The sequence below is a fragment of the Phenylobacterium sp. genome (genome assembly GCF_004799515.1).
Lineage (GTDB): Bacteria > Pseudomonadota > Alphaproteobacteria > Caulobacterales > Caulobacteraceae > Phenylobacterium.
The window spans coordinates 91,551-114,237 of the sequence record NZ_SSMX01000036.1; the positions used below are offsets into that span (position 1 = coordinate 91,551).

General features: G+C 69.4%; 20 protein-coding genes. 19 read left to right on the top strand and 1 reads right to left on the bottom strand.

Annotation, left to right across the window (positions count from 1 at the left end; translation table 11 throughout):
- Positions 1–65 precede the first annotated feature (65 nt).
- From E8A49_RS15780 to E8A49_RS15815, 8 genes are all read left to right on the top strand, one after another.
- A complete protein-coding gene (locus E8A49_RS15780; protein WP_293383387.1) occupies positions 66–2,375 on the top strand; it encodes a CoA transferase in 2,310 nt (769 codons plus the stop codon).
- Positions 2,376–2,417: 42 nt separating this feature from the next.
- Positions 2,418–3,194: a hypothetical protein gene (locus E8A49_RS15785; protein ID WP_293383390.1), complete on the top strand. Its 777-nt coding sequence runs from the start codon at positions 2,418–2,420 to the stop codon at positions 3,192–3,194.
- Positions 3,195–3,236: 42 nt separating this feature from the next.
- Positions 3,237–3,659 carry a methylmalonyl-CoA epimerase gene (mce, locus tag E8A49_RS15790; RefSeq protein WP_293383393.1) on the top strand — a complete coding sequence of 141 codons (423 nt, stop codon included), beginning with the start codon at positions 3,237–3,239 and terminating at the stop codon, positions 3,657–3,659.
- A complete protein-coding gene (locus E8A49_RS15795) occupies positions 3,659–3,916 on the top strand; it encodes a DUF1467 family protein (protein WP_293383396.1) in 258 nt (85 codons plus the stop codon). The genes mce and E8A49_RS15795 overlap by 1 nt, the downstream gene beginning before the upstream one ends.
- 71 nt (positions 3,917–3,987) lie before the next feature.
- The gene (gene proS / locus E8A49_RS15800) at positions 3,988–5,307 is read left to right on the top strand and encodes a proline--tRNA ligase (RefSeq protein ID WP_293383399.1); all 1,320 of its coding nucleotides are present in this window, start codon (positions 3,988–3,990) and stop codon (positions 5,305–5,307) included.
- A gap of 22 nt (positions 5,308–5,329) precedes the next feature.
- The gene (locus tag E8A49_RS15805) at positions 5,330–6,619 is read left to right on the top strand and encodes a lipoprotein-releasing ABC transporter permease subunit (protein WP_293383402.1); all 1,290 of its coding nucleotides are present in this window, start codon (positions 5,330–5,332) and stop codon (positions 6,617–6,619) included.
- A complete protein-coding gene (locus tag E8A49_RS15810) occupies positions 6,612–7,310 on the top strand; it encodes an ABC transporter ATP-binding protein (RefSeq protein WP_293383405.1) in 699 nt (232 codons plus the stop codon). Before E8A49_RS15805 ends, E8A49_RS15810 begins: the two co-directional genes overlap by 8 nt.
- 160 nt (positions 7,311–7,470) lie before the next feature.
- Positions 7,471–7,941, top strand: a complete 471-nt coding sequence (locus E8A49_RS15815) for a hypothetical protein (protein WP_293383408.1) — start codon at positions 7,471–7,473, stop codon at positions 7,939–7,941.
- A gap of 34 nt (positions 7,942–7,975) precedes the next feature.
- On the opposite strand, the gene E8A49_RS15820 is transcribed toward E8A49_RS15815, so the two are convergent.
- Positions 7,976–8,332 carry a Spy/CpxP family protein refolding chaperone gene (locus E8A49_RS15820; protein ID WP_293383411.1) on the bottom strand — a complete coding sequence of 119 codons (357 nt, stop codon included), beginning with the start codon at positions 8,330–8,332 and terminating at the stop codon, positions 7,976–7,978.
- A gap of 280 nt (positions 8,333–8,612) precedes the next feature.
- Between E8A49_RS15820 and E8A49_RS15825 the strand changes: the two genes are divergently transcribed.
- The 11 genes from E8A49_RS15825 to E8A49_RS15875 all read left to right on the top strand — a co-directional run bounded on the left by E8A49_RS15825 (position 8,613) and on the right by E8A49_RS15875 (position 22,614).
- Positions 8,613–11,006, top strand: coding sequence for a PAS domain-containing protein (locus E8A49_RS15825; protein ID WP_293383413.1), 2,394 nt, complete (start codon positions 8,613–8,615; stop codon positions 11,004–11,006).
- Between the two features lie 115 nt (positions 11,007–11,121).
- Positions 11,122–11,211, top strand: coding sequence for a cell division inhibitor SidA (gene sidA, locus E8A49_RS15830; protein WP_293383416.1), 90 nt, complete (start codon positions 11,122–11,124; stop codon positions 11,209–11,211).
- A gap of 11 nt (positions 11,212–11,222) precedes the next feature.
- On the top strand, positions 11,223–14,714 hold the full coding sequence (gene dnaE, locus E8A49_RS15835; protein WP_293383565.1) for a DNA polymerase III subunit alpha: 3,492 nt from the start codon (positions 11,223–11,225) through the stop codon (positions 14,712–14,714).
- A gap of 336 nt (positions 14,715–15,050) precedes the next feature.
- Complete coding sequence (rpsB, locus tag E8A49_RS15840; protein ID WP_293383419.1) at positions 15,051–16,031, top strand: 30S ribosomal protein S2; 981 nt, start codon at positions 15,051–15,053, stop codon at positions 16,029–16,031.
- A 102-nt stretch (positions 16,032–16,133) separates the two neighbouring features.
- Positions 16,134–17,075, top strand: a complete 942-nt coding sequence (gene tsf / locus E8A49_RS15845) for a translation elongation factor Ts (RefSeq protein WP_293383421.1) — start codon at positions 16,134–16,136, stop codon at positions 17,073–17,075.
- Positions 17,076–17,175: 100 nt separating this feature from the next.
- Positions 17,176–17,895, top strand: coding sequence for a UMP kinase (gene pyrH, locus E8A49_RS15850; RefSeq protein ID WP_293383424.1), 720 nt, complete (start codon positions 17,176–17,178; stop codon positions 17,893–17,895).
- 31 nt (positions 17,896–17,926) lie between these two features.
- Positions 17,927–18,493: a ribosome recycling factor gene (gene frr, locus E8A49_RS15855; protein ID WP_293383427.1), complete on the top strand. Its 567-nt coding sequence runs from the start codon at positions 17,927–17,929 to the stop codon at positions 18,491–18,493.
- 55 nt (positions 18,494–18,548) lie between these two features.
- The gene (gene uppS, locus E8A49_RS15860) at positions 18,549–19,322 is read left to right on the top strand and encodes a polyprenyl diphosphate synthase (protein WP_293383430.1); all 774 of its coding nucleotides are present in this window, start codon (positions 18,549–18,551) and stop codon (positions 19,320–19,322) included.
- Positions 19,282–20,166, top strand: coding sequence for a phosphatidate cytidylyltransferase (locus tag E8A49_RS15865; protein WP_293383433.1), 885 nt, complete (start codon positions 19,282–19,284; stop codon positions 20,164–20,166). Before uppS ends, E8A49_RS15865 begins: the two co-directional genes overlap by 41 nt.
- A complete protein-coding gene (gene dxr / locus E8A49_RS15870) occupies positions 20,154–21,359 on the top strand; it encodes a 1-deoxy-D-xylulose-5-phosphate reductoisomerase (RefSeq protein WP_293383436.1) in 1,206 nt (401 codons plus the stop codon). The genes E8A49_RS15865 and dxr overlap by 13 nt, the downstream gene beginning before the upstream one ends.
- A 37-nt stretch (positions 21,360–21,396) precedes the next feature.
- Positions 21,397–22,614, top strand: a complete 1,218-nt coding sequence (locus tag E8A49_RS15875; RefSeq protein WP_293383440.1) for an RIP metalloprotease — start codon at positions 21,397–21,399, stop codon at positions 22,612–22,614.
- The last annotated feature ends 73 nt before the right edge of the window (positions 22,615–22,687 follow it).

Below are 22,687 nucleotides of genomic sequence, written 5' to 3' on the forward strand. Positions count from 1 at the left end.
GAGACGGCTTTCATGCCGGCGGCGAGATGTGCAACAGCGCGCCGCCGGGCAGGGAGGCCCATGCCGTGTCCGCCTATCGGGGCGTCCGCATCGCCGACTTCAGCCAGGGAACCGCCGGCCCGATGGCGGCGATGTTCCTGGGCGACTTCGAGGCCGAAGTGATCAAGGTCGAGCCAACCGGCGGTGAGCGGGGCCGCGATCATCCCGGCTATCACGCCTTCAACCGCAACAAGCGGGTCCTGACCCTGGACCTTGGGACGCCCGCCGGCCTGGCCGCCGCCCGTGAGCTGATCGCCGGCGCCGACGTCGCCCTGTTCAGCGAGCCGCCGGGCCGCCTCGAAGCGTTGGGCCTCGATGCGACGAGCTTGCGGGCCGACCAGCCGGGCCTGATCCACGCCTGGATGCCGCCCTACGGCGTCACCGGCGCCTGGAGCCAGCTGCCGCCGCACCACAGCCTGCTGAGCGCGCTCTCCGGCGTCGCCTTCCGGCAGGGCGCCTACGGCGACCAGCCGATCCATCTGGTCCTGCCGCTGATCTGGTACGGGCAGGGCGTGCTGGGCGCCTCGGCCATCGGCGCGGCCCTCTTGGAGCGCCAACGCAGCGGCCAGGGCCAGGCGGTGGTGGTGAGCGGCCTCAACGCGCTTTCGGAGGTGTCCGGCCCGGTGCGGGTGCTGGCCGCGCCGCCCCTGCCGCGGGGCCAGCCGCTGGGCGCATCGCCCAGCTACCGGCTCTACCAGTGCGGCGACGGCCAGTGGTTCTTCCTGGGCTGTCTGTTCGCCAACTTCTATCTGAAGTGCTTCGAAGCGGTGGGCATCGCCGACCGCTGGGACGAGCTGGCGCTGGACCCCTTGCTTGCTCGCGACACCCTGATGAGCCTCTTCCGCGCGCGCCCGCGCACCGAGTGGCTGCAGGTGCTGCAGGACCACGGCGTGCCGTGCGCGCCGGTGGGGCCGCGCGAGGCCTGGTTCGCCGGCGAGGCGGTGGCCAATGGCGATTTGCGCACGACGCTCATTCATCCGAGGCTGGGTGATGTCGCCGTCCCCGCGCCGCCCGCGCGGCTCAGCGGGACCCCGGCCTCGATCCGCCATCTCGCCCAGCCCATCGCCGCGCCGCCCGCCTGGGCGTCGCGCCCCCCGCCGGCCGCGAGCGGGGAGGCTGAGGCCGCCGCGCCCCTGGACGGAATCCGCGTCCTCGACCTGGGCACGGTGATCGCCGGAGCCCATGCGGGCGGGGTGCTGGCCAATCTCGGCGCCGATGTCGTCAAGATCGAACCGGTGGAGGGCGATCCGTTCCGCTCCGACGGCGGCGGCTTCCTGGCCTACAACCGCGGCAAGCGGGGCCTGGGTCTCGACCTGAAGCAGCCGGCGGGCCGGGAGCTGTTCTACGATGTCGTGCGCCAGGCCGATGTGGTGCTGGACAACTACCGGTTCGGGGTGCGGGCGCGGCTGGGCATCGATTATGCGACGCTGAAGGCCATCAATCCGCGCATCGTCTCCTGCTCGATCAACGCCTATGGCGACAAGGGCCCGCGCGCGGCCCTGCCGGGGTTCGATCCGCTGCTGCAGGCGGAGGGCGGCATGCAGCAGGGGCAGGGCGGAGACGACGAGCCGATCCTGCACACCATCCCGGTGAACGACGTGGCGACGGCGGCCGTGGTCTCCATGGCCGTGGTGGCGGCGTTGAACGCCCGGATGCGCACCGGCGAGGGCCAGGAGATCGTCACCAGCCTGATGGCCCAGAGCCTGACCTTCCAGTTGGCCGAGGTGGTCGACTACGCCGGACGGCCGCCCAACGATCTCGGCGGCCGCGACTGCCTGGGACCGCGGGCGCTGCACCGCTTCTACCAGTGCGCCGACGGTTGGCTGGCCCTGGTCTGCGATACGCCTGAAGCCGCCCGGGGCCTGGCCGGGGTGCTGGGTCTGGAGGTCGGCGACGCTCCGCTGGCCGCGCCTCGCGATGGGCCGCTGGCCGGCGCGATCGCCCGCGCCCTGATCGTCCGCCCGCGCGACGCGGCGGTGCAGGCCTTGCTGGCCGCCGGCGTCGCCGCCGCGCCGGCCCTCCGCGCCGCCGAGGCCATGGAGAGCGACTGGCTGTGGGAGAACCGGGCGCTGGAGATCTGGCGCCACCCGCGGCTGGGCGACGTCTGTGGCGTGCGCAGCTACGCCGACTTTTCCCGCACGCCCGCCGGCTTCCGGCGGCCGACGCCGGACCTGGGCGAGCAGTCTTCGGCCATCCTGCGCGAGCTGGGCGTGGCCGAGGACCGCATCGCAGGCCTCCTGGCGACCGGGGCGATCTTCGAGCCGGTTCACATCGATCCCGCCCGCGCCAAGTCGGCCCGCGCCGGCAACGACAACGCTGCGCTTTCGGTGCAATAGGAACGGTAACGCTGACCAGCGCCGGGGTCCTGAACCGTGGACTTGATCGATCTTGTCGCGCGCGAAGCGCCGCTGCCCCTGGTGGGGGGCGGTGGCCTGATCGCCCTGGTTCTCGCCTGCGAGCTGGGTGCGGCGGCGCGCCGTAGGGGTCCGGCCGCGCCGGGTGAACATGGCGTCGCGGACGATGGGAATATCCTGGCCGCCGTCCTGGGGCTTCTCGGGCTGCTCTTGGCGTTCACCTTCAACCTCGCCCTGGACCGGCACGAAACCCGGCGCGCGCTGGTGGTCGCCGAAGCCAATGACCTGGGCACCGCCTATCTCCGCACAGCTTTGCTGGATGATCCGGCGGCGTTGCGTCAGGACCTTCGGGCTTACGCACAGGCGCGGCTGAGCTACGGTCTGGCCGCGGCCGGGCCAGCGCAAGACGCCGCCGCCGCGCGGGCGGACGCCTTGCAAGCCACGGTCTGGCGCGACGCGACGGCGGCTCTGGCGTCGTTGCGCACCACGCCCGTATCGGGCCTGGTCCTGGCGCCGATCAACGAGGCCTTCGACACCGCCTCCAAGCGCAAATCCGCCTTGGCCGCGCGTCTGCCGACCGCCGTGGTGGGGACCCTGGCGCTCTATTCGCTGATCGCGGCGGGCATGCTGGGCTACACTGCGGCCGGCGCCGGCCGGCGCTCACGCGTCACCTCGACCCTGCTGTTCATGCTGCTGACCCTGGCGATCTGCCTGATCCTCGACCTGGACCGGGCGCGCAGCGGGATGATCCAGGTGCCGCAGACGCCGATGGCTGACGTCATTGCGGCCATGCGACCGTAAGCCGGTCTCGCGCCGGCTGGCCGGTGCGGCTATACCGCCTGCATGATCGGCAAATTGAACCATGTGGGCGTCGCCACGCCCTCCATCGAAGCCTCGGTGAAGATGTACCGTGAGGTGCTGGGCGTCAGCGACATCGGCGAGCGCTTCGCCCTGCCCGAGCAGGGTGTCTGGGTCTGCTTCGTCAACCTGCCCAACAGCCAGATCGAACTGATCGAGCCTTACGGGGATGCGTCCCCGATCGCGGCCTTCCTGGAGAAGAATCCCAAAGGCGGCCAGCACCACGTCTGCTTCGAGGTGCCGGACATCCTGGAGGCCCGCGACGCCATGCGGGCCAAGGGCGCGACGGTGCTGGGAACCGGCGAGCCGCGCATCGGCGCCCACGGCGTGCCGGTGATCTTCGTCCACCCGAAGGACATGGGCGGGGTGCTCGTCGAACTGATGGCCGAACCGAAGGGCGCGCACTGATGGGCGGCCCGATCACCCTCATCGCCATCTACCTGACCATCTGGTGGACGGTGCTGTTCGTCGTCCTGCCGCTGGGCGTGGTGAGCCGCGCCGACGCCGGCCTGCCCAACGACGGCTCCGACCCCGGCGCGCCGGTAGACCCCAAGCTGAAGAAGAAATTCATCACCACCACCTGGGTCTCGGCCATCGTCTTCGCCATCCTGTGGCTGGTGATCCACTTCAGGCTCATCGACCTGTCGCGCCTGCCGCACGGCTGACGCGTTGCCAAGGCTAGCGGGCGAAGGCTATCAGGGCCGTCCGCTCACGGTTCTGTCGAAAGCCTAAGATCATGCGCCTGTCGCGCTACTTCATGCCCACCCTGCGCGAGGCGCCCGCCGACGCCCAGATCGTCTCCCACCAGCTGATGCTGCGCGCCGGCCTGATCCGGCAGGAAGCGGCCGGCATCTACGCCTGGCTGCCGCTGGGCCTGAAGGTGCTGAAGAAGATCGAGCAGATCGTCCGCGAGGAAATGGACCGGGCCGGCGCCATCGAGGTCCTGCTGCCCACCCTGCAGCTCGCCGACCTGTGGCGCGAGAGCGGCCGCTACGACGACTACGGCGATGAGATGCTGCGCATCAAGGACCGCCACGACCGCGACCTGCTCTACGGCCCCACGGCGGAAGAGGTGATCACCGAGATCTTCCGGGCGTTTGTGAAGTCCTACAAGGACTTGCCGAAGAACCTTTACAACATCCAGTGGAAGTTCCGCGACGAGCGCCGGCCCCGCTTCGGGGTGATGCGCGGCCGCGAGTTCCTGATGAAGGACGCCTACAGCTTCGATATCGACGAGGCGGCGGCGCGCAAGTCCTACAACCGCATGTTCCTGGCCTATCTGAACATCTATGCGCGGCTGGGATTGAAGGCGATCCCGGTGAAGGCCGACCCCGGCCCGATCGGCGGCGACCTCTCCCACGAGTTCATCATCCTGGCCGACACCGGCGAGAGCGAGGTCTTCGCCCACGGCGACCTCGTCGAAATGGGCGCGCCAGGCCCCGACATCGACTGGGACGGCGACCTGGAGCCCTTGGTGACCCAGCGCTCGCGCCTCTACGCCGCCTCCGACGAGATGCATGACGCCGCCCGCTTCGAGGCCGAGGTTCCCGAGGCCAAGCGGATGACCGCGCGCGGCATCGAGGTCGGCCACATTTTCTACTTCGGTGAGAAGTACTCCAAGCCCATGAAGGCGCTGGTCACGGGCCCGGACGGCAAGGACGCCCCGATCCATGGCGGGTCCTATGGCGTCGGTGTCTCGCGCCTGGTGGGGGGGATCATCGAGGCCAGTCACGATGACGCCGGCATCATCTGGCCGGACGCCGTCGCGCCCTTCGGTGTGGCGGTCGTCAACCTGCGGGTCGGCGACGCGGCTTGCGACGAAGTCTCCGAGCGGGCCTACAAGGCCCTGGGCGAGTTCGGCAAGGAGCCGCTCTACGACGACCGCGACGACCGGCCCGGCGCGAAGTTCGCCAGCCTCGACCTGGTCGGTATCCCCTGGCAGCTGATCGTTGGCCCCAAGGGCGTCGCGGAAGGCGTCGTCGAGATCAAGCGCCGCGCCACCGGCGAACGCCAGACCCTGCCGCTCGAAGCCGCGCTGAAGGTGATCGCCGAGTGAGCGATCAGACGAGCACGCCGGCATGAGCGACCTCGCCTCGACGCGCGCCGCGCCGTTCGGCCTCTGGGAGCGGATGCTGGCTGGCCGCTACCTGCGCGCCAAGCGCAGCGAGGGCGGGGTGGCGCTGATCTCGATCATCTCCTTCACCGGCATCACCCTGGCCGTGGCCGTGCTGATCATCGTCATGTCGGTGATGAACGGGTTCCGCTCCGAGCTGCTGGGCAAGATCCTGGGTTTCAACGGCCACGCCTTCGTCACCGGCGGCCTCTTGGACAACGCCGCGATGCGGGAGACCGCGGTCCAGCAGATCGCCAAGGTCCCCGGCGTCACCCAGGCCTTCCCGGTCGTCGACGCCCAGGCCATCGCCATGGGGCCGAACCAGGTCACCGGCGCCATGGTCCGCGGCCTGACGCCTAAGGATCTCAACGCCACGCGCATCGTCGCGGGCAACATCACCAAGGGCAGCCTGCGCGGCTTCGGCGAGGGCGACTTCGGTGGCAACACCGTGGTGGTGGGCGAGCGGCTCGCCGAGCAGCTAGGGGTCAAGGTGGGCGACGACGTCACCCTGATCTCGCCCTCCGGCGGCGCCACGGCCTTCGGCGGCACGCCGCTGCAGAAGTCCTACGTCGTAGGCGCGCTCTTCAGCGCCGGCATGAGCCAGTACGACCAGGCCTACATCTTCATGCCGCTGGAGCAGGCCCAGCTGTTCTTCGGGCGCGAGGGCACGGTGGACGCCATCGAGATCCGCGTGTCCGACCCGGACAAGGCCCCGCAGCTCAAGCCCGCCATCCAGCGCGCCGCCGGCCCCACGGCCCTGGTCGCCGACTGGACCCAGCGCGACGCCTCCTATTGGGGCGCGCTGAAGGTCGAGCGCAACGTCATGCGGCTGATCCTGATGCTGCTGGTGGTGATCGCGGCGCTGAACATCATCTCCAGCCTGGTCATGCTCGTTAAGAACAAGGGCCGCGACATCGCCATCCTGCGCACCATGGGCGCGGGGCAGGGCTCGATCCTGCGGATCTTCGTCATGGCCGGGGGCGCGATCGGGGCGCTGGGCACGGCGGCGGGGCTGGCGCTGGGGGCGCTGGTCTCGATCTACATCGACCCGATCCAACGGGTCGTCGAGGCGGTGACCGGCCAGGCGGTGTTCTCGTCCGACGTCTATTTCCTGAGCCGCTTGCCGGCCAAGGTCGACTGGCTGGAGGTGACCATCATCGTCAGCTTCTCGCTGGCCGCCTCGCTGCTCTGCACCCTGCCGCCGGCCTGGCGGGCCTCGCGCCTCGATCCGGTGGAGGCGCTTCGCTATGAGTGAGCCGGTCCTCACCATCCGCGGCCTGGAGCGCAGCTATGTCACCGGCGCGGGCGCGCTGACCGTCCTGCGCGGCGTCGACCTGGACGTGCAGCCCGGCGAGATCGTCGGCCTGATCGGGCCGTCGGGCTCCGGCAAGTCGTCCCTGCTGCACGCCGCGGGCCTCTTGGAGCATCCCAACGCCGGGCGCATCACCATCGAGGGGCGCGACTGCTCCGACCTGCCGGACCGCGACCGCACCCGGGTGCGGCTGGCGACCATCGGCTTCGTCTACCAGTTCCACCATCTGCTGCCGGAGTTCACCGCCCTCGACAACGTCGCCCTGCCGCTGATGATCGCCGGTGTCGCGCGGGCCCAGGCGCAGACCCGGGCCGGCCAGCTGCTGAGCGAGCTCGGCCTCGCCGAACGCACGCACCACCAGCCGGCGCAGATGTCCGGCGGCGAGCAGCAGCGGGTGGCCGTGGCCCGTGCTTTGGCCAATTCGCCGCGCCTGCTGCTGGCCGACGAACCCACCGGCAACCTCGATCCACACACCTCCACCGCGGTGTTCGAGAACCTCTATCAGCTCGCGCGGCGCACCGGAGTCGCGGCCCTGGTGGCCACCCACAACCTCGAACTGGCACGCCACATGGACCGGGTTTTCGCCCTGCGCGACGGCCATTTGGAAGAACGCGACCCGCGGGTGACGGCGTAAGGCCAAAAAAGAAGCGAACCTGTTGTAAGGAGAGCTCTTTCCGCGCCCTCCGGTAGAGCCTATCCTAGGCTTGGGACGCTAACCGTTGGCCGTAAGGCCTCGGCCTCTGTTGGAGGTCTTGTTGAAGACGATTGTCGCGGCGCTTGCGGGCGCTTCTCTTTTGACCGCCGCCCTCCCGGCGGCCGCGGAGTCATCGCATCACGGCGGCTTCGGCGGCCGGAGCAGCGCGGCGGGCGCGCCCGGTTTCGGCGGCGGCCGTGGCGGCTTTGGCCACTATGGCTACGGGTTCCGGGGCGGCGGCCGTTTCTGCTGCTACGGCGGGCCGTTCTTCGGCTTTGGCCTCGGGCTGGGGTTGGGCTTTGCCGCCTACGACCCCTGGTGGTTCGATAGCCCCTACTATGGCTACTACGGCTATGGCGCTTACGGGCCCTATCCGCCCTACGGGGCCTATCCGCCTCCGCCGCCCGGCGGCTACTACCCGCCGCCCTATGGCGCGGCTCCGCCTCAGGGCGCGCCGCCGGTGGCGGGCCCGCAGAACGCGCCCAGCGCCTCGGCGCCGGCGGCCTGCGGCTCCTGGTCCTGGGACGCCGGCAAACAGGCTTACAACTGGGTGCCCTGCGGCGGGGCCTAGGGCCGCCGCCAAGCCGATGGGATAAGGCCCGCGGCTAGCGCCGCGGGTCGTCGCCCTCCGAGGGCAGGGTCTCGCGATCGAACACCTTCTGCTGTTCCGGGGTGAGCAGGGCGTAGAAGGCCTTCACGGCCTCGCCCTGTTTGCGGAACGCCAGGTCGTCCTGCGCCATGGTCGCCTCGATCAGCGCGATGCGGCGCGGGGTCGGCACCATGGGCAGCAATTCCTCGGTCGCCCTGTGGCGCGCCTCGGTCTGCGGATCGGGAGCGATGGCGTTGGTGTAGTCGCGCCAGGCCGGCTCCTGGGTCTCGGTCAGATGCAGCTCATCGTGCAGCCGGATCAGATCGGCGTTCACCGCCTGTGCGGCCCGCGCCGCGCTGGCCGACATCGCCATGACTAGACAAAATCCAAGCATAATCCGACGCATCTCGTAAAACCTTCACGTAAATCCCCCAAGCCGCACAATATTACATGGGGCCGCGCATCTGGGAATGCATCGCCGCCTCCACGCTCCGGGACCTGACGCCGCGGCCACGGAACCCAAGGTCCATTTCAGGCATTGCGTCTCAACGGCTTTCTGCGTGGCCGGCGGGCTGGATTGGGGGGATTCCTTGAGGGCGGGCGACGCATCTGGTCCGGACATCCCGCCAGGATTCCTGCGGAGCGGCGGCGAGATGGGCGCGCGCATCGCGGCCTATGACTGGTCCGGCTCCCTGGGCGCGATCGAGACCTGGCCCGGCAGCCTGAGGACCACCGTCGGCCTCCTGCTGCATTCGAGCGTCCCGATCGTTCTCCTGTGGGGCGAAGACGGGGTCATGATCTACAACGACGCCTACTCGGTGTTCGCCGGCGGCCGGCACCCGGAACTCCTGGGCAGCAAGGTGCGCGAGGGCTGGCCGGAAGTAGCTGCGTTCAACGACAACGTCATGCGGGTCGGCCTGGCCGGCGGGACCCTGGCCTACAAGGACCAGGTGCTGGTCCTCAACCGCACCGGCAAGGCCGAGCAGGCCTGGATGAACTTGGACTACTCGCCGGTCATCGACGAGACCGGCGCGCCAGGCGGAGTGATCGCCATCGTCGTCGAGACGACGGAGCGGGTGCCGGCCGAGCGCCGCCAGCTCGAGGCCACCGAGCGGCAGCGCCAACAGTTCGAACAGGCGCCCGGCTTCATCATCGTGATGGAGGGCCCCGAGCATGTGGTCGCCTTCGTCAACAACGCCCACCGCCGGGTGTTCGCCAGCGACGGCTGGGAGGGCATGACCATCCGGGAAGCCTTCCCCAGCATCGCGGACCAGGGCTTCTACGAGATCCTCGACCAGGTCTATGCGACGGGGGAAGCCGTCGAGTTCGAGGCGGCGGAGGTCCGCTACCGCCGCGTCCGCGATGGGCCGGAAGAGACGCGTCACCTGACCTTCGTCTATGCCCCGATCCTCGACGTGACCGGCGTGGTCTCTGGCGTGTTCTGCGAGGGCTTCGACGTCACCGAGGCGCACAAGGCCAACGTGGCCTTGCGGGAGCTGAACACCGACCTTGAACGCAAGGTCGTCGAGAGGACCCAGGCCCGCGCCCTGACCTGGCAGGTGAGCCCCGACCTGATGGGCGCGCTGAACTCGCAAGGCTATTTCGAGACCTCCAACCCCGCCTGGCAGACCATCCTCGGATGGAGCGAGGCTGAGGTGGCCAGCACGTCGATCTTCGAACTGCTGCACCCCGACGACCTGGAGCGCACCCGCGAGGGGTTCGCGCTGACCCAGATCGGCCAGCCGGCGATCCGCTTCCCGAACCGCTACCGCTGCAAGGACGGAAGCTACCGCTGGATCTCCTGGGTGGGCGTGCCGGAAGAGGGGATGGTCTACTGCACCGGCCGCGACATCACCGAGGAGAAGGCGGCGGAGGTTGAACTGGCCGCCGCCCAGGAAGCGTTGCGCCAGGCGCAGAAGATGGAGGCGGTGGGCCAGCTCACCGGCGGCCTGGCGCACGACTTCAACAACCTCCTGGCCGGCATCAGCGGCAGCCTGGAGATGCTGGAGAAGCGCATCGGCGAGGGGCGGCTGAGCGGCGCCGAACGCTACATCACCGCCGCGCAGTCGGGCGCGCGCCGGGCCGCGGCCCTGACCCAGCGCCTGCTGGCCTTCGCGCGCCGCCAGACGCTCGATCCCAAGCCCACCGACATCAACCGGCTGATCGGCGGCATGGAGGACCTGATCCGCCGCACCGTCGGCCCCACGGTGGAGCTGGAGGTGGTGGGCGCGGGCGGCCTCTGGATGACCCGGGTCGACGCCTCGCAGCTGGAAAGCTCGCTCTTGAACCTCTGCCTGAACGGCCGCGACGCCATGGCCCCGGACGGCGGCCGGCTGACCATCGAGACCGCCAACAAGTGGCTGGACGAGCGCGCCGCCCGCGAGCGCGAATTGCCGCCCGGCCAGTACGTGTCGCTCTGCGTCACCGACACCGGCACGGGCATGGACGCCGAGACCATGGCGCGGGCCTTCGATCCCTTCTTCACCACCAAGCCGCTGGGGCAGGGCACGGGGCTTGGCCTCTCCATGACCTACGGCTTCGTGCGCCAGTCGGGCGGCCAGGTGCGGATCTATTCGGAGATCGGCAAGGGCACGACCATGTGCCTCTACCTGCCGCGCTATGCCGGCGCGATGGACGAGGCTGACGAGAGCGAGCCCGCGGCCGCCGTGGATCGGGGCGACGGCGAGACCGTGCTGGTGATCGACGACGAGCCCACGGTGCGGATGCTGATCGTCGAGGTGCTGGAAGAGAACGGCTATTCGGCCATCGAGGCGGCGGACGGGCCCTCGGGCCTGCGCGTCCTGCAGTCCGATGCGCGTATCGACCTCCTGATCAGCGATGTCGGCCTGCCCGGCGGCCTCAACGGCCGCCAGATCGCCGACGCGGCCCGCCAGACCCGGCCGAACCTCAAGGTGCTGTTCATCACCGGCTATGCGGAGAACGCCGCGGTCGGCAACGGCCACCTCGACGCCGGCATGGAGATCGTCACCAAGCCCTTCGCCATCGCCACCCTGGGCGCGAAGATCCGTGAACTGATCGACCGGTGAGGGACGGCGGCCTCGCGCGCGACGCGGGCTTGACGACCAGAACAAAAGGAGAATAAGAACGAACCCGGAACGTGATCGCGGCTGTCCACAGCCGGCCCACAGGAGGATGCGACCGATGGTTCGTCTGGCCCGAGAATCACTGGCCTTTGTGTCGGTGGCGAGTTTTGTCTGGATGATGTGCTCGGTGGCGGCGCACATGGGCTGACCGCCATGCGGATGGGAGAGGCGGCAGGCGTGGGGGCGGACGGGGCGAAAGACGTTTCCGCCAAGGATGGGGCCCTCGGCTTCGTCCACCTGCGGGTCCGCTCGGCCTATTCGCTGCTGGAAGGCGCCATCAAGGCCGACAAGATCGGCGCCATGGCCGCCGAGGCCGGGATGCCGGCCGTGGCGCTCACCGACCGGGCCAACCTGTTCGGGGCCCTGGAATTCTCCGTCACCGCCAAGGACGCTGGCGTCCAGCCGATCATAGGTTGCGCCCTGCCGGTCACCGGCATCGGCGAGGGGCAATCCGAACGCTGGGCCAAGACGCCGACCATCGTCCTCCTGGCGCAGGACGAGACCGGCTACGCCAACCTGAGCGAGCTGTCCTCGGCGGCCTTCCTGGAGGTGGATCCCTCCGAGGAGCCGAACGTCGCCTGGGACAAGGTCTGCGCCCATGCCGAGGGCCTGATCCTGCTCTCCGGGGGGCCGGACGGGCCGGTCGATCCGCTGCTCACCGCCGGCAAGGCCAAGGAAGGCCGCGCGGCGCTGGCCGAGATGCACCGGGTGTTCGGCGACCGGTTCTATGTCGAGCTGCAACGGCACGGGATGGCGGGCGAGGCGGCGGCCGAGCCGGAGCTGGTGGCCTTCGCTTACGAGGCCGACGTGCCGCTGGTGGCCACCAACGACGTCTACTTCAAGACCGCCGCCATGCACCTGGCGCACGACGCCCTGCTGTGCATCGCCGACGGCGCCTTCATCGGTCAGGACGAGCGGCGGCGCGTGACGGCCGAGCATGGCTTCAAGTCGGCGGCGGACATGCGCGCCCTCTTCGCCGACCTGCCGGAGGCCTGCGACAACACCCTCGACATCGCCCGGCGCTGCGCCTTCGCCGTGCCCAAGCGCGACCCGATCCTGCCGCGCTTCCCCACCGAGGGCGGCCGCTCGGAGGACGAGGAACTGACCCACCAGGCGCGCGAGGGCCTGAAGGCGCGGCTGCGGATCAACGGCGCCGCCCTGCCGATCGAGGCCTATGAGGAGCGGCTGGAAAAGGAGATCGGGGTGATCACCTCGATGGGCTTCTCCGGCTACTTCCTGATCGTCTCTGACTTCATGAAGTGGGCGGTGGCGCACGGGGTGCCGGTGGGGCCGGGCCGCGGCTCCGGCGCGGGTTCGCTGGTGGCCTGGTCGCTGATGATCACCGGCCTCGATCCCCTGAAGTACGGCCTGATCTTCGAGCGCTTCCTGAACCCCGAGCGGGTGTCGATGCCCGACTTCGACATCGACTTCTGCCAGGAGCGCCGCGACGAGGTGATCACCTACGTCCAGCAGCGCTATGGCCGCGACCGGGTGGCCCAGATCATCACCTTCGGCACCCTGCAGGCCCGCGCGGTGCTGCGCGATGTGGGCCGGGTGCTGCAGCTGCCGCTGGGTCAGGTGGACCGACTGGCCAAGATGGTGCCGGCCAACCCGGCCAATCCGGTGACCCTCGCCAAGGCCATCGAGATCGAGCCGCGCCTGCAGCAGGCGAGGGACGAGGACGAGGCGGTGGCGCGCCTGCTGGATATCGCGCTGCAGCTCGAGGGCCTCTACCGCAACGCCTCGACCCACGCCGCCGGCATCGTGATCTCCGACCGGCCGTTGACGCAGCTCGCGCCGCTCTACCGCGATCCGCGCTCGGAGCTGCCGGCCACCCAGTTCAACATGAAGTGGGTGGAAAGCGCCGGCCTGGTGAAGTTCGACTTCCTGGGCCTGAAGACGCTCACCGTCGTCGACCGGGCCATGAAGCACCTGGAGCGGCGCGGCGCGGGCTTCCCGCTGGAGACCCTGCCGCTGGATGACGCCCCCGCCTACGAGGTCATGGCGTCCGGTCAGACGGTGGGGGTGTTCCAGATGGAAGGGCAGGGCATGCGCGACACCCTGCGCCAGCTGCGCCCGCAGTCCCTGGAAGAGGTCACCGCCCTGATCTCGCTCTACCGGCCGGGGCCGATGGATTCGATCCCCGCCTATGTGGACTGCAAGATGGGGCGCAAGCCCCTGGACGTCCTGCATCCGCTGCTGGCGCCGGTGCTGACGCCCACCTACGGCGTCATCGTCTACCAGGAACAGGTGATGCAGATCGCCCAGATCCTGGCCGGCTATTCCTTCGGCGAGGCGGACCTGCTGCGCCGCGCCATGGGCAAGAAGAAGAAGGAGGAGATGGACAAGCAGCGGGCGCGCTTCATGTCCGGCGCCGCCCAGCGCGACGTCTCCCCCGACCTCGCCGACCTCTTGTTCGGCCTGATGGAGAAGTTCTCCGGCTACGGCTTCAACAAGTCGCACGCCGCGCCCTATGCGCTGATCGCCTACCAGACCGCCTGGCTGAAGGCGAACACCCCGGTGGAGTTCTTCGCGGGTTCGATGAGCCTGGACCTCGCCAACACGGATAAACTCTCGGTCTTCTATCAGGACGCGAAACGCAGTGGCGTTAAGGTCCGCAGCCCGGACGTAAACCGTTCCAGCGCCGACTTCGACGTCGAGAACGGCGAGGTGCTCTACGCCCTGGGCGCCATCCGCAATGTCGGCCTGCAGGCCATGGAACATGTGGTCGCGGTGCGCAGCGAGGGCGGGCCCTTCACCGACATCTTCGACTTCGTGGAGCGGGTCGATCCGAAGCTGATCAACCGGCGCACCTTCGAGACCCTGGCGCGGGCCGGGGCGTTCGATTCGATCCATCCGAACCGCGCGCAACTCGTCGAGGCCGCGGAGTTCCTGATCGGCCATGGCCAGGGCGTGAACGCGCGCGAGACGTCCGATCAGCAGGACTTCTTCTCCGCGGACCGTGGCGACGCCCGCAACGCTGTCGAGAAGCGGATGCCGCGGAAGGATCCTTGGACGCCCACCGAGCGGCTCGACCAGGAGCTGGCCGCCGTCGGCTTCTATCTGTCCGGCCACCCCCTGGACGACATGGTGGAGGCCCTGCGCCGCCGGCGCACCGACCTGCTCACCGACGCCATCGCCAAGGCCGAGGCGGGGGCGGAGGCCCTGCGCATGGCCGGCGTGGTGCGCCGCCGCCAGGAGCGCGCGGCGCAGGGTTCCGGCGAGAAGTTCGCCTTCGTGAACTTCTCCGACCCCACCGGCGAATATGAAGTGCTGTTCCCGCCGGAAAGCTGGCGGCGCTGCCGCGACCTGCTGGAGCCCGGGGCGGCGGTCTCGATCACCGTGCGGGCGCGGGCCAAGGACGGAGAGGTGCGCTTCTTCGGCGACTCGGCCGAACCGGTGGCCAAGGCGGTGGAGAATGTGGTCGCGGGCCTGCGGGTCCACCTGGCCCCGCGCAGCGCCGAGATCGAGGCCCTGAAGAAGCGCCTGGAGGGCGTCACCAACCCGCGCGGCGGCGAGATCGTGCTGGTGGCGGCGCTCAGCGCGGGCCGCGAGGTCGAGGTGAAGCTGCCCGGCCGCTTCACCCTGGACGGGGCGGTGCGCGGCGCGATCAAGACCGCGCCGGGCGTCACCTTCGTGGAAGACCTCTAACCCTCCGCCGCTCATCCCGGCGAAGGCCGGGATTCAGGTCTAGAATCTCAGCGAGCAATTGGACGGACTCTGGGTTCATGGAGCCCACATCTGAGCCATTCCATCTGGGTCCCGGCCTTCGCCGGGACGAGCGGGAGTGAGAACCTCGCCCGGCCGCCGCGCGCAAGCGGTTGATTTTTCCGGCTCATGCGCCTATTTGCGCACCTCCAAATCCACACGCAGGTGTTTGGCGACGCGGCGGGGAGACATCCCGCCCGCTTCCATTCCGGTCCCTCCAACGGCTTTTCCGCGGAGGGCTTGCCTGCGGCGGTCAACCGGAAGAAGGACTAGATACCTATGGCGTTGCCCGAATTCTCCATGCGTCAGCTCCTGGAAGCCGGCGCCCACTTCGGCCACCAGACCCACCGCTGGAACCCGAAGATGGAGCGCTACATCTTTGGCAGCCGCTCCAACATCCATATCATCGACCTGTCGCAGACCATGCCGCTGCTGCACCAGGCCCTGGTGAAGGTGCGCGAGGTTGCCGCGGGCGGCGGCCGCATCCTGTTCGTCGGCACCAAGCGCCAGGCGTCCGAGCCGATCGCCACCGCCGCGCGCCGCTGCGCCCAGTACTATGTGAACCACCGCTGGCTGGGCGGCACGCTCACCAACTGGCGCACCGTCTCGGGCTCCATCGCGCGCCTGCGCGAACTGGAAGGCGTGCTGGAAGGCGAGAGCGGCCGCACCAAGAAGGAACTGCTGCAACTCACCCGCGAGCGCGACAAGCTGGAACTGTCCCTGGGCGGCATCAAGGACATGGGCGGCATCCCCGACCTGATGTTCGTGATCGACACCAACAAGGAAGCGATCGCGATCCAGGAAGCCCGCAAGCTGAACATCCCGGTGATCGCCATCCTGGACACCAACTGCAACCCGGACGGCATCACCTTCCCGATCCCCGGCAACGACGACGCCGCGCGCGCCATCCAGCTCTATTGCGACCTGATGGCCGATTCGATCCTGGACGGCCTGGCCGCCGGCCAATCGGCCGCGGGCGTCGACCTGGGCGCCTCGGAGCAGCCGATGGAGCCGGCGCTGGCCCGCGCCGACGCCGCGCCGCGCAAGCCGAAGGCCGAAGCCGCCCCGGTGGCCGAGGCTCCGGCCGTCGAAGCCGCTCCGGCGGCTGAGGCGCCTGCCGCCGAAGCGCCCGCCGCTGCTGAGGCTCCGGCCGAAGCCGCCGCCGACGCCGCGCCGGAAACGGCCGCCGAGGCTCCCGCTGCGGCGGAAGGCGAGGCCGAGGCCACGGCCGAGGTCACGAGCGAAGAACAGGCCGGCTAAGGGACGCGAACAAAGCGTCTCATTGGCCGACTAAAACCCGTACTGGGGGCGCAGTCCGCAAGGGCTGCGTCCGACATCCATAGTTACAAGAAGGAGCTGACCATGGCGGAGATCACCGCTGCGCTGGTCAAGGACCTGCGCGAACGAACCGGCGCCGGCATGATGGATTGCAAGGCGGCGCTGACCGAGAACGGCGGCGACGTGGACGCCTCCATCGACTGGCTGCGCGCCAAGGGCCTGTCCAAGGCCGCCAAGAAGGCCGACCGCGCCGCGGCCGAAGGCCTGGTGGCCGGCCGCATCAGCGACGACGGCAAGACCGGCGTGCTGGTCGAGCTGAACGCCGAGACCGACTTCGTCGCCAAGAACGACACCTTCCAGGCCGCCGCGCGTGACATCGCCGGCGTGGCCCTGGGTGTGGACGGCGGCGTGGACGCCATCTCCGCGGCCAAGACCGCCAAGGGCGAGACCGTGGCCGACGTGGTCACCAACATGATCGCCACCATCGGCGAGAACATGCGTCTGCGCCGATCGGCCAAGCTGACGGTGAGCCAAGGCGCTGTCTCCCTCTACCTGCACAACGCGCAGGGCGAGGGCGTCGGCAAGCTGGGCGTGCTCGTGGCGCTGGAAGGCACCGGCGACCAGGCCGTGCTGAAGGAGGTCGGCCGGAAGATCGCCCTGCATGTGGCCGGCACGCCGACCCCGCCGCTGGCGCTGACCGAGGCCGACCTGGATCCCGCGGCGGTCGAGAAGGAAAAGAAGTTCCTGACCGACCAGGCCATGGAATCCGGCAAGCCGCGCGAGATCGCCGAGAAGATGATCGTGGGCCGCATCCGCAAGTGGCAGGAGGAGGTCGTCCTCCTGAAGCAGCCCTTCGTCATGAACCCGGACCAGACCATCGAGCAGCTGGTCGAGGACACCGCCAAGCAGGTGGGCTCGCCCGTCGTGCTGAAGGGCTTCGTCCGCTTCCAGCTGGGCGAGGGCGTGGAGAAGACCGAAGGCCCGGACTTCGCCGCCGAAGTGGCCTCCATGACCGGCGGACGCTAAACTTCCACGCGACTCTAGCTTTTGGGGGCGCGGTGCGTTCGACGCGCGCCGCGCCCTCAGTGTAAGTTGCATCGGCGACTTCAATTTCCAGGGATTCCCCATGCCGGATGGCCAGCCGCGCTACAAACGCATCCTTCTGAAGCTTTCGGGAGAAGCGGGTGTCGGCGGCGACGGGTTCGGCATCGATCCCAAGACCATCCAGGCGGTCTGCGAGGACATCGCCCAGGTGGTGCACGCCGGCGTCCAGGTCTGCCTGGTGGTGGGTGGCGGCAACATCTTCCGCGGGGCCGCTTTGGCCGAGAGCGGCATGGAGCGGGCCAGCGCCGACTATGTGGGCATGCTGGCGACCGTCATGAACGCGCTCGCCCTGCAGGCCAGCCTTGAGAAGATCGGCGTCTACACCCGCGTCCAGTCGGCCATCCCGATGGACTCGGTCTGCGAGCCCTACATTCGCCGCCGCGCCCTGCGGCACCTGGAGAAGGGGCGGGTGGTGATCTTCGCCGCCGGCCTGGGCGCGCCCTACTTCACCACCGATACGCCCGCGGCCCTGCGCGCCACCGAGATGGGCTGCGACGCCCTCCTGAAGGGCACCAGCGTCGACGGCGTCTACACCGCCGACCCCAAGAAGGACTCGACCGCCCAGCGCTATGAGACCCTCTCCTACCAGGACGTGCTGGCCAAGGACCTGCGGGTCATGGACGCCTCAGCGGTGAGTCTGATGCGCGACAATCACATCCCGATCGTGGTGTTTTCGATCCGCGAGCGGGGCAATCTGCTGCGGGTGGTGAAGGGCGAGGGTGTCTTCACAACGATCGCCTAGCGCCCGCCGGCCGCGACGAGGAGGAAACGACATGGCGACTGTGGAAAAGCCGGTGCTGGCCAAGTACCGCGACCGAATGGACAAGGCGGTCGCCGCCTTGAAGGAGGAATTCGGCAGCCTGCGCACGGGCCGCGCCTCGGCCAGCCTGCTCGACCAGGTGTCGGTGGACGCCTATGGCTCCACCATGCCGATCACCCAGGTGGGCGCGATCTCGGTGCCCGAGCCCCGGATGATCACCGTCAACGTCTGGGACAAGGCCCTGGTGATCGCCGTGGAGAAGGCGATCCGCTCGGCCGGCCTGGGCCTCAATCCGGTGACCGACGGCCAGAACCTGCGCATCCCGATCCCGCCGCTCACCGAAGAGCGCCGCAAGGACCTGGTGAAGATCGCCGGCAAGTACGCCGAGCAGCAGCGCATCGCCGTGCGCAACATCCGCCGTGACGCCAACGAAGACCTGCGCGCCGCCGAGAAGGCCAACGTCATCAGCCAGGACGAGGAGAAGCGCATGGAGACCGAGGTCCAGAAGCTGACCGATGAGGCAATCAAGCGCGTGGACGAAGCCTTGAAAATCAAAGAACAAGAGATCATGCACGTTTAGCCCGGGGGTCGGGTTGAACGGGCGCCTGGACGCCGCAAGGACGCATATCCCTTTCATGGCCGCTGCAGAGACCACGTCAGCGACGTCGGCGCCTGATCCGGACGGACAGGCCGGACTGCACGTGGCCATCGTCATGGACGGCAACGGCCGCTGGGCCAAGCGCCGGGGCCTGCCGCGCACCGTGGGCCACCAGGCCGGCGCCGAGGCGCTGAAGCGGATCGTGCAGGCCGCGCCGGACCTCGGCATCCGTTGGCTGACGGTGTTCGGCTTCTCGACCGAGAACTGGAGCCGGCCGGTGGCCGAAGTGGCCGAGCTGATGGCCCTGCCGCAGCGTTATTTCCGCAGCGACCTGCCGAGGCTGGAGCGCGAAGGCGTCCGCGTGCGGGTGATCGGCCGCGAGGGTGGGCTGTCGCGCGACCTCCTGGCCATGTGCCGCGAAGCCGAGGCGCGCACGGCGCACAACAAGTCCCTGTTCCTGACCATCGCCTTCAACTACGGCGGACAGGCCGATATCGCCGACGCCGCGCGCCGCTTCGCCGAAGAGGTCGCCGCCGGCCGCGCCAAGCCGTCGGACCTTGACGAGGCGGCCTTCGCCGGGCGGCTCTCCACCGCCGGTCTGCCGCCGCCGGACCTGATCGTGCGGCCCTCCGGCGAGCAGCGGCTGTCGAATTTCGTGCTCTGGGAGGCGGCTTACGCCGAGTTCGTCTTCCAGGACGTGCTGTGGCCGGACTATGCGCCGGAACACCTGAAGGCCGCCATCGCCGAGTATCACACGCGGGATCGCCGGTATGGCGCTGTCATCGCCGATGATGTCCTTGCCGCAGGCTAGGCGCTTCGACTGGTCGAACCTGGGCCTGCGCGTCGCCTCTGGCTTCGTCCTGGTCCCGACGGCGCTCTACGCCACCCTGGGCCAGCACCAGCATTGGGCGCCGGCCCTGCAGGGCCGCCAGGAGGCCTTGCCCTATCTGCTGCTGATCTCGGTGGGCGTGGCGCTCCTGGCCATCGAATGGGGCGGGATGAGCGCGCCCTACGCGCCGATCCGGGTCTCGGCCGCGGTCACCGCCGCGGTCCTGGCCGCCGTCTTCCTCGGCTACCGGGACCACTTCCTGCTGGCCTGGCTGGCGATCCCGGTGGGCGCGCTGGCCGCGGCCCTGGTGGCGCGCGGCGTGGCGGAGCGGCCGGCCGATGCGGCCTTCGGGGTGTTCTATGTGGCGCCGGCGGCGCTCTGCCTGGTGTGGCTGAGAGCCACCAACCAGGGCGTCTGGTGGACGCTGATGCTGTTTGCCTGCACCTGGGGCGCCGACATCGGAGCCTTCGCGGTGGGCAGCGCGCTGAAGGGACCGAAGCTGTGGCCGCGTTTTTCGCCCAACAAGACCTGGTCGGGGTTCATCGGCGGCCTTATCACCGCCATGGGCGCGGGCGCCCTGATGGCCTCCTTGCCCTATTTCCAGCTCAGCCTGTGGGCCGCGGCCTTCATCGGCCTGGCGGTGGGCCTGGCGACCATGGCGGGCGACCTTTGGGAATCGGCGCTGAAACGCCGGTTCGGGGTTAAGGATTCGGGGGATATCATACCGGGCCACGGCGGCCTTCTGGACCGGGTCGACGGACTGATGTTCGCCGTCGTGGCCATGGCCGCCGCGCGTCTCGCCAACCATCTGGGGTGGGGACATTGAGTTTGCCGCGTAAGGTCAGCGTCCTGGGCTCGACCGGCTCGATCGGGGTCTCGACCCTCGACGTGCTGCATCAGGCCAAGGCCGATATCGAAGTCGTGGCGCTCGCCGCCGGGCGCAACGTCGCGCGGCTGGCCGAGCAGGCCCTGCGCTGGCGGCCGCAGCTCACCGTCATCCAGGACGAGACCTTGCTGCCGGAGCTGCGGGAGCGGCTCGCGGGATCCGGCCTGGCGACGGCCGCCGGGGTCCAGGCGGTGACCGACGCCGCCGCCCTCGACGCCCAGTGGGTGATGTCGGCCATCGTCGGTTTCGCAGGCCTGGCTCCGACCCTGGCCGCGGCGCGGGCCGGGACCATCGTCGCCTTGGCCAACAAGGAAAGCCTGATCTGCGCCGGACCGCAGCTCCTGCGCACCGCCAAGCTGGCGGGCGGGACGGTGATCCCGGTGGACTCCGAGCATTCGGCGATCTTCCAGGTGCTGGAGCCCGCCAACGCCGGCCGGGTGGCCCGGCTGATCCTCACCGCCTCCGGCGGGCCGTTCCGCGGCTGGACCCGCGAGCAGATGGCCCGCGCCACCCGCGAACAGGCGCTCAACCACCCCAACTGGAGCATGGGGGCCAAGATCACCATCGATTCGGCCACCATGATGAACAAGGGCCTGGAGGTCATCGAGGCGGCCTACCTGTTCGCCATGCCGCCCGAGAAGGTCGACGTGGTGATCCACCCGCAGTCCATCGTCCACTCCCTGGTGGAGTACACGGATGGCTCGACGCTCGCCCAGCTCGGCCCGCCGGACATGCGCGCGCCCATCGCCTGCGCCTTCGCCTGGCCTGAGCGGCTGTCGTGGCCGGCCCAGAAGCTGGACCTGGCCCGCGTCAGCCCGCTGACCTTCGAGGACCCCGATCCGGAGCGCTTCCCGGCCCTGCGAATCGCCAAGCAGGCCCTGACCGCCGGCGGGGCCGCGCCGGCGGCCATGAACGGGGCCGACGAGGTGGCCGTGGCCGCCTTCCTGGCCGGGCGCATCGGGTTCCTTGATGTTGCCGCAACTGTCGAGGAAACCCTGGCGCGGATGGATCGCCAGAACCTGCTTCGGCCGCCCGAGAACGACCCGGTCGAGGCCGCGCGCATCACCGATGCGACCGCGCGCCGCGTGGCGGACGAGGTGGTAAGCGGCCTTATGGCTCCGGCCCACGCATGACGCGCTCGGGGGAATCGCTGGGAGGGATGGACGGCCGATGATCGGTTTGCTGCCGAACCTGCTGTTCTACATCGTGCCCTTCCTGGTCGTGGTGGGCGTGGTGGTCACGGTGCATGAGTTCGGCCACTTCCTGGCCGGCAAGGCGACCGGGACCAAGATCGACCAGTTCTCCATCGGCTTCGGCAAGGCCATCGCTCACTGGACCGACAAGTCGGGAGTGGAATGGCGCCTTGGCTGGCTGCCGATCGGCGGCTTCGTCCGCTTCGCCGGCGACGACAACGCCGCCAGCGTCCCCGACACCGACGACCTGGACTCCTTGCGCCGCGAGGTGCTGGCCCGCGAGGGGCCGGAGGCGCTGTCGCGGTACTATCACTTCAAGCCGATCTGGCAGCGGGCGGTGATCAGCGCGGCGGGGCCGGTGGCGAACTTCGTGCTGTCCATCGCCATCTTCGCCGGCCTCGCGATGCTCCTGGGCGAGCCGATCACGGCGGCGCGGGTCGCCAGGGTGCTGCCCAACACGCCGGCGGCGCGCGGCGGCTTCGAGCCCAACGACGTGATCGTGCAGGCCGACGGCAAGCCGGTGAAGTCGTTCGAGGCCGTCAAGCAGCTGGTGATCCTGCGCTCCGGGGTGCCGATCACCTTCGTGGTCGACCGCGGGGCGGGGCAGGCGGTGCTGACGGTGACGCCGGTGCGCGGCGACGTCACCGATGCGGTGGGCCATGTGCATCGCCTGGGCACCATCGGCGTCGCCTTCGCCGATCTGCCGCAGGACCGCAAAACTGTCCGCTACAGCCCCGTGCAGGCCCTGGGGGTTGGCGTCGGCAAGACCTTCGATGTGGTCCAGACCACGGTCTATTACATCGGCCGGATGGTCTCGGGACACGAGACCGCCGACCAGCTCTCCGGCCCGCTGGGTATGGCCCAGATATCCGGCGACCTCGCCAAACAGACCGCCGACGTCTCCAAGGACGCGGCCAGCTTCGCGGTGAACGCCGCGCTGACCGCGCTCCTGCTGGTGGCCAACATCTCCGTCGGCATCGGATTCCTCAACCTGATGCCTATCCCGGTGTTGGATGGAGGCCATCTATTGTTCTATGCCTACGAAGCCGTTGCGCGGCGCCCACTTGCTGCCAAGGTTCAGGCGGCAGGGTATCGCGTGGGCCTTGCGCTAGTTCTCGGATTGATGTTGTTCGCGACCTGGAACGATCTGCAGCGCCTGCGTGTGTTCAATTTCATCGGCGGTCTATTCTCCTGACCCCCGACTTTTCCTCAACGGCTGATTCGATGCACAGACACCGCGCCCGTAGCGCTGCGCTAGTTTCCGGTCT

What these genes read in the sequence shown, in the direction of transcription:
- uppS (WP_293383430.1), top strand. Translation starts at nt 18,549, where the DNA reads ATGGCCGCTGCAGAGACCACGTCAGCGACGTCGGCGCCTGATCCGGAC.
- mce (WP_293383393.1), top strand. Translation starts at nt 3,237, where the DNA reads ATGATCGGCAAATTGAACCATGTGGGCGTCGCCACGCCCTCCATCGAA.
- E8A49_RS15795 (WP_293383396.1), top strand. Translation starts at nt 3,659, where the DNA reads ATGGGCGGCCCGATCACCCTCATCGCCATCTACCTGACCATCTGGTGG.
- tsf (WP_293383421.1), top strand. Translation starts at nt 16,134, where the DNA reads ATGGCGGAGATCACCGCTGCGCTGGTCAAGGACCTGCGCGAACGAACC.
- rpsB (WP_293383419.1), top strand. Translation starts at nt 15,051, where the DNA reads ATGGCGTTGCCCGAATTCTCCATGCGTCAGCTCCTGGAAGCCGGCGCC.
- E8A49_RS15875 (WP_293383440.1), top strand. Translation starts at nt 21,397, where the DNA reads ATGATCGGTTTGCTGCCGAACCTGCTGTTCTACATCGTGCCCTTCCTG.
- E8A49_RS15805 (WP_293383402.1), top strand. Translation starts at nt 5,330, where the DNA reads ATGAGCGACCTCGCCTCGACGCGCGCCGCGCCGTTCGGCCTCTGGGAG.
- dnaE (WP_293383565.1), top strand. Translation starts at nt 11,223, where the DNA reads ATGGGAGAGGCGGCAGGCGTGGGGGCGGACGGGGCGAAAGACGTTTCC.
- E8A49_RS15865 (WP_293383433.1), top strand. Translation starts at nt 19,282, where the DNA reads ATGGCGCTGTCATCGCCGATGATGTCCTTGCCGCAGGCTAGGCGCTTC.
- proS (WP_293383399.1), top strand. Translation starts at nt 3,988, where the DNA reads ATGCGCCTGTCGCGCTACTTCATGCCCACCCTGCGCGAGGCGCCCGCC.
- E8A49_RS15820 (WP_293383411.1), bottom strand. Translation starts at nt 8,332, where the DNA reads ATGGCGATGTCGGCCAGCGCGGCGCGGGCCGCACAGGCGGTGAACGCC.
- E8A49_RS15810 (WP_293383405.1), top strand. Translation starts at nt 6,612, where the DNA reads ATGAGTGAGCCGGTCCTCACCATCCGCGGCCTGGAGCGCAGCTATGTC.
- frr (WP_293383427.1), top strand. Translation starts at nt 17,927, where the DNA reads ATGGCGACTGTGGAAAAGCCGGTGCTGGCCAAGTACCGCGACCGAATG.
- sidA (WP_293383416.1), top strand. Translation starts at nt 11,122, where the DNA reads ATGGTTCGTCTGGCCCGAGAATCACTGGCCTTTGTGTCGGTGGCGAGT.
- pyrH (WP_293383424.1), top strand. Translation starts at nt 17,176, where the DNA reads ATGCCGGATGGCCAGCCGCGCTACAAACGCATCCTTCTGAAGCTTTCG.
- E8A49_RS15825 (WP_293383413.1), top strand. Translation starts at nt 8,613, where the DNA reads ATGGGCGCGCGCATCGCGGCCTATGACTGGTCCGGCTCCCTGGGCGCG.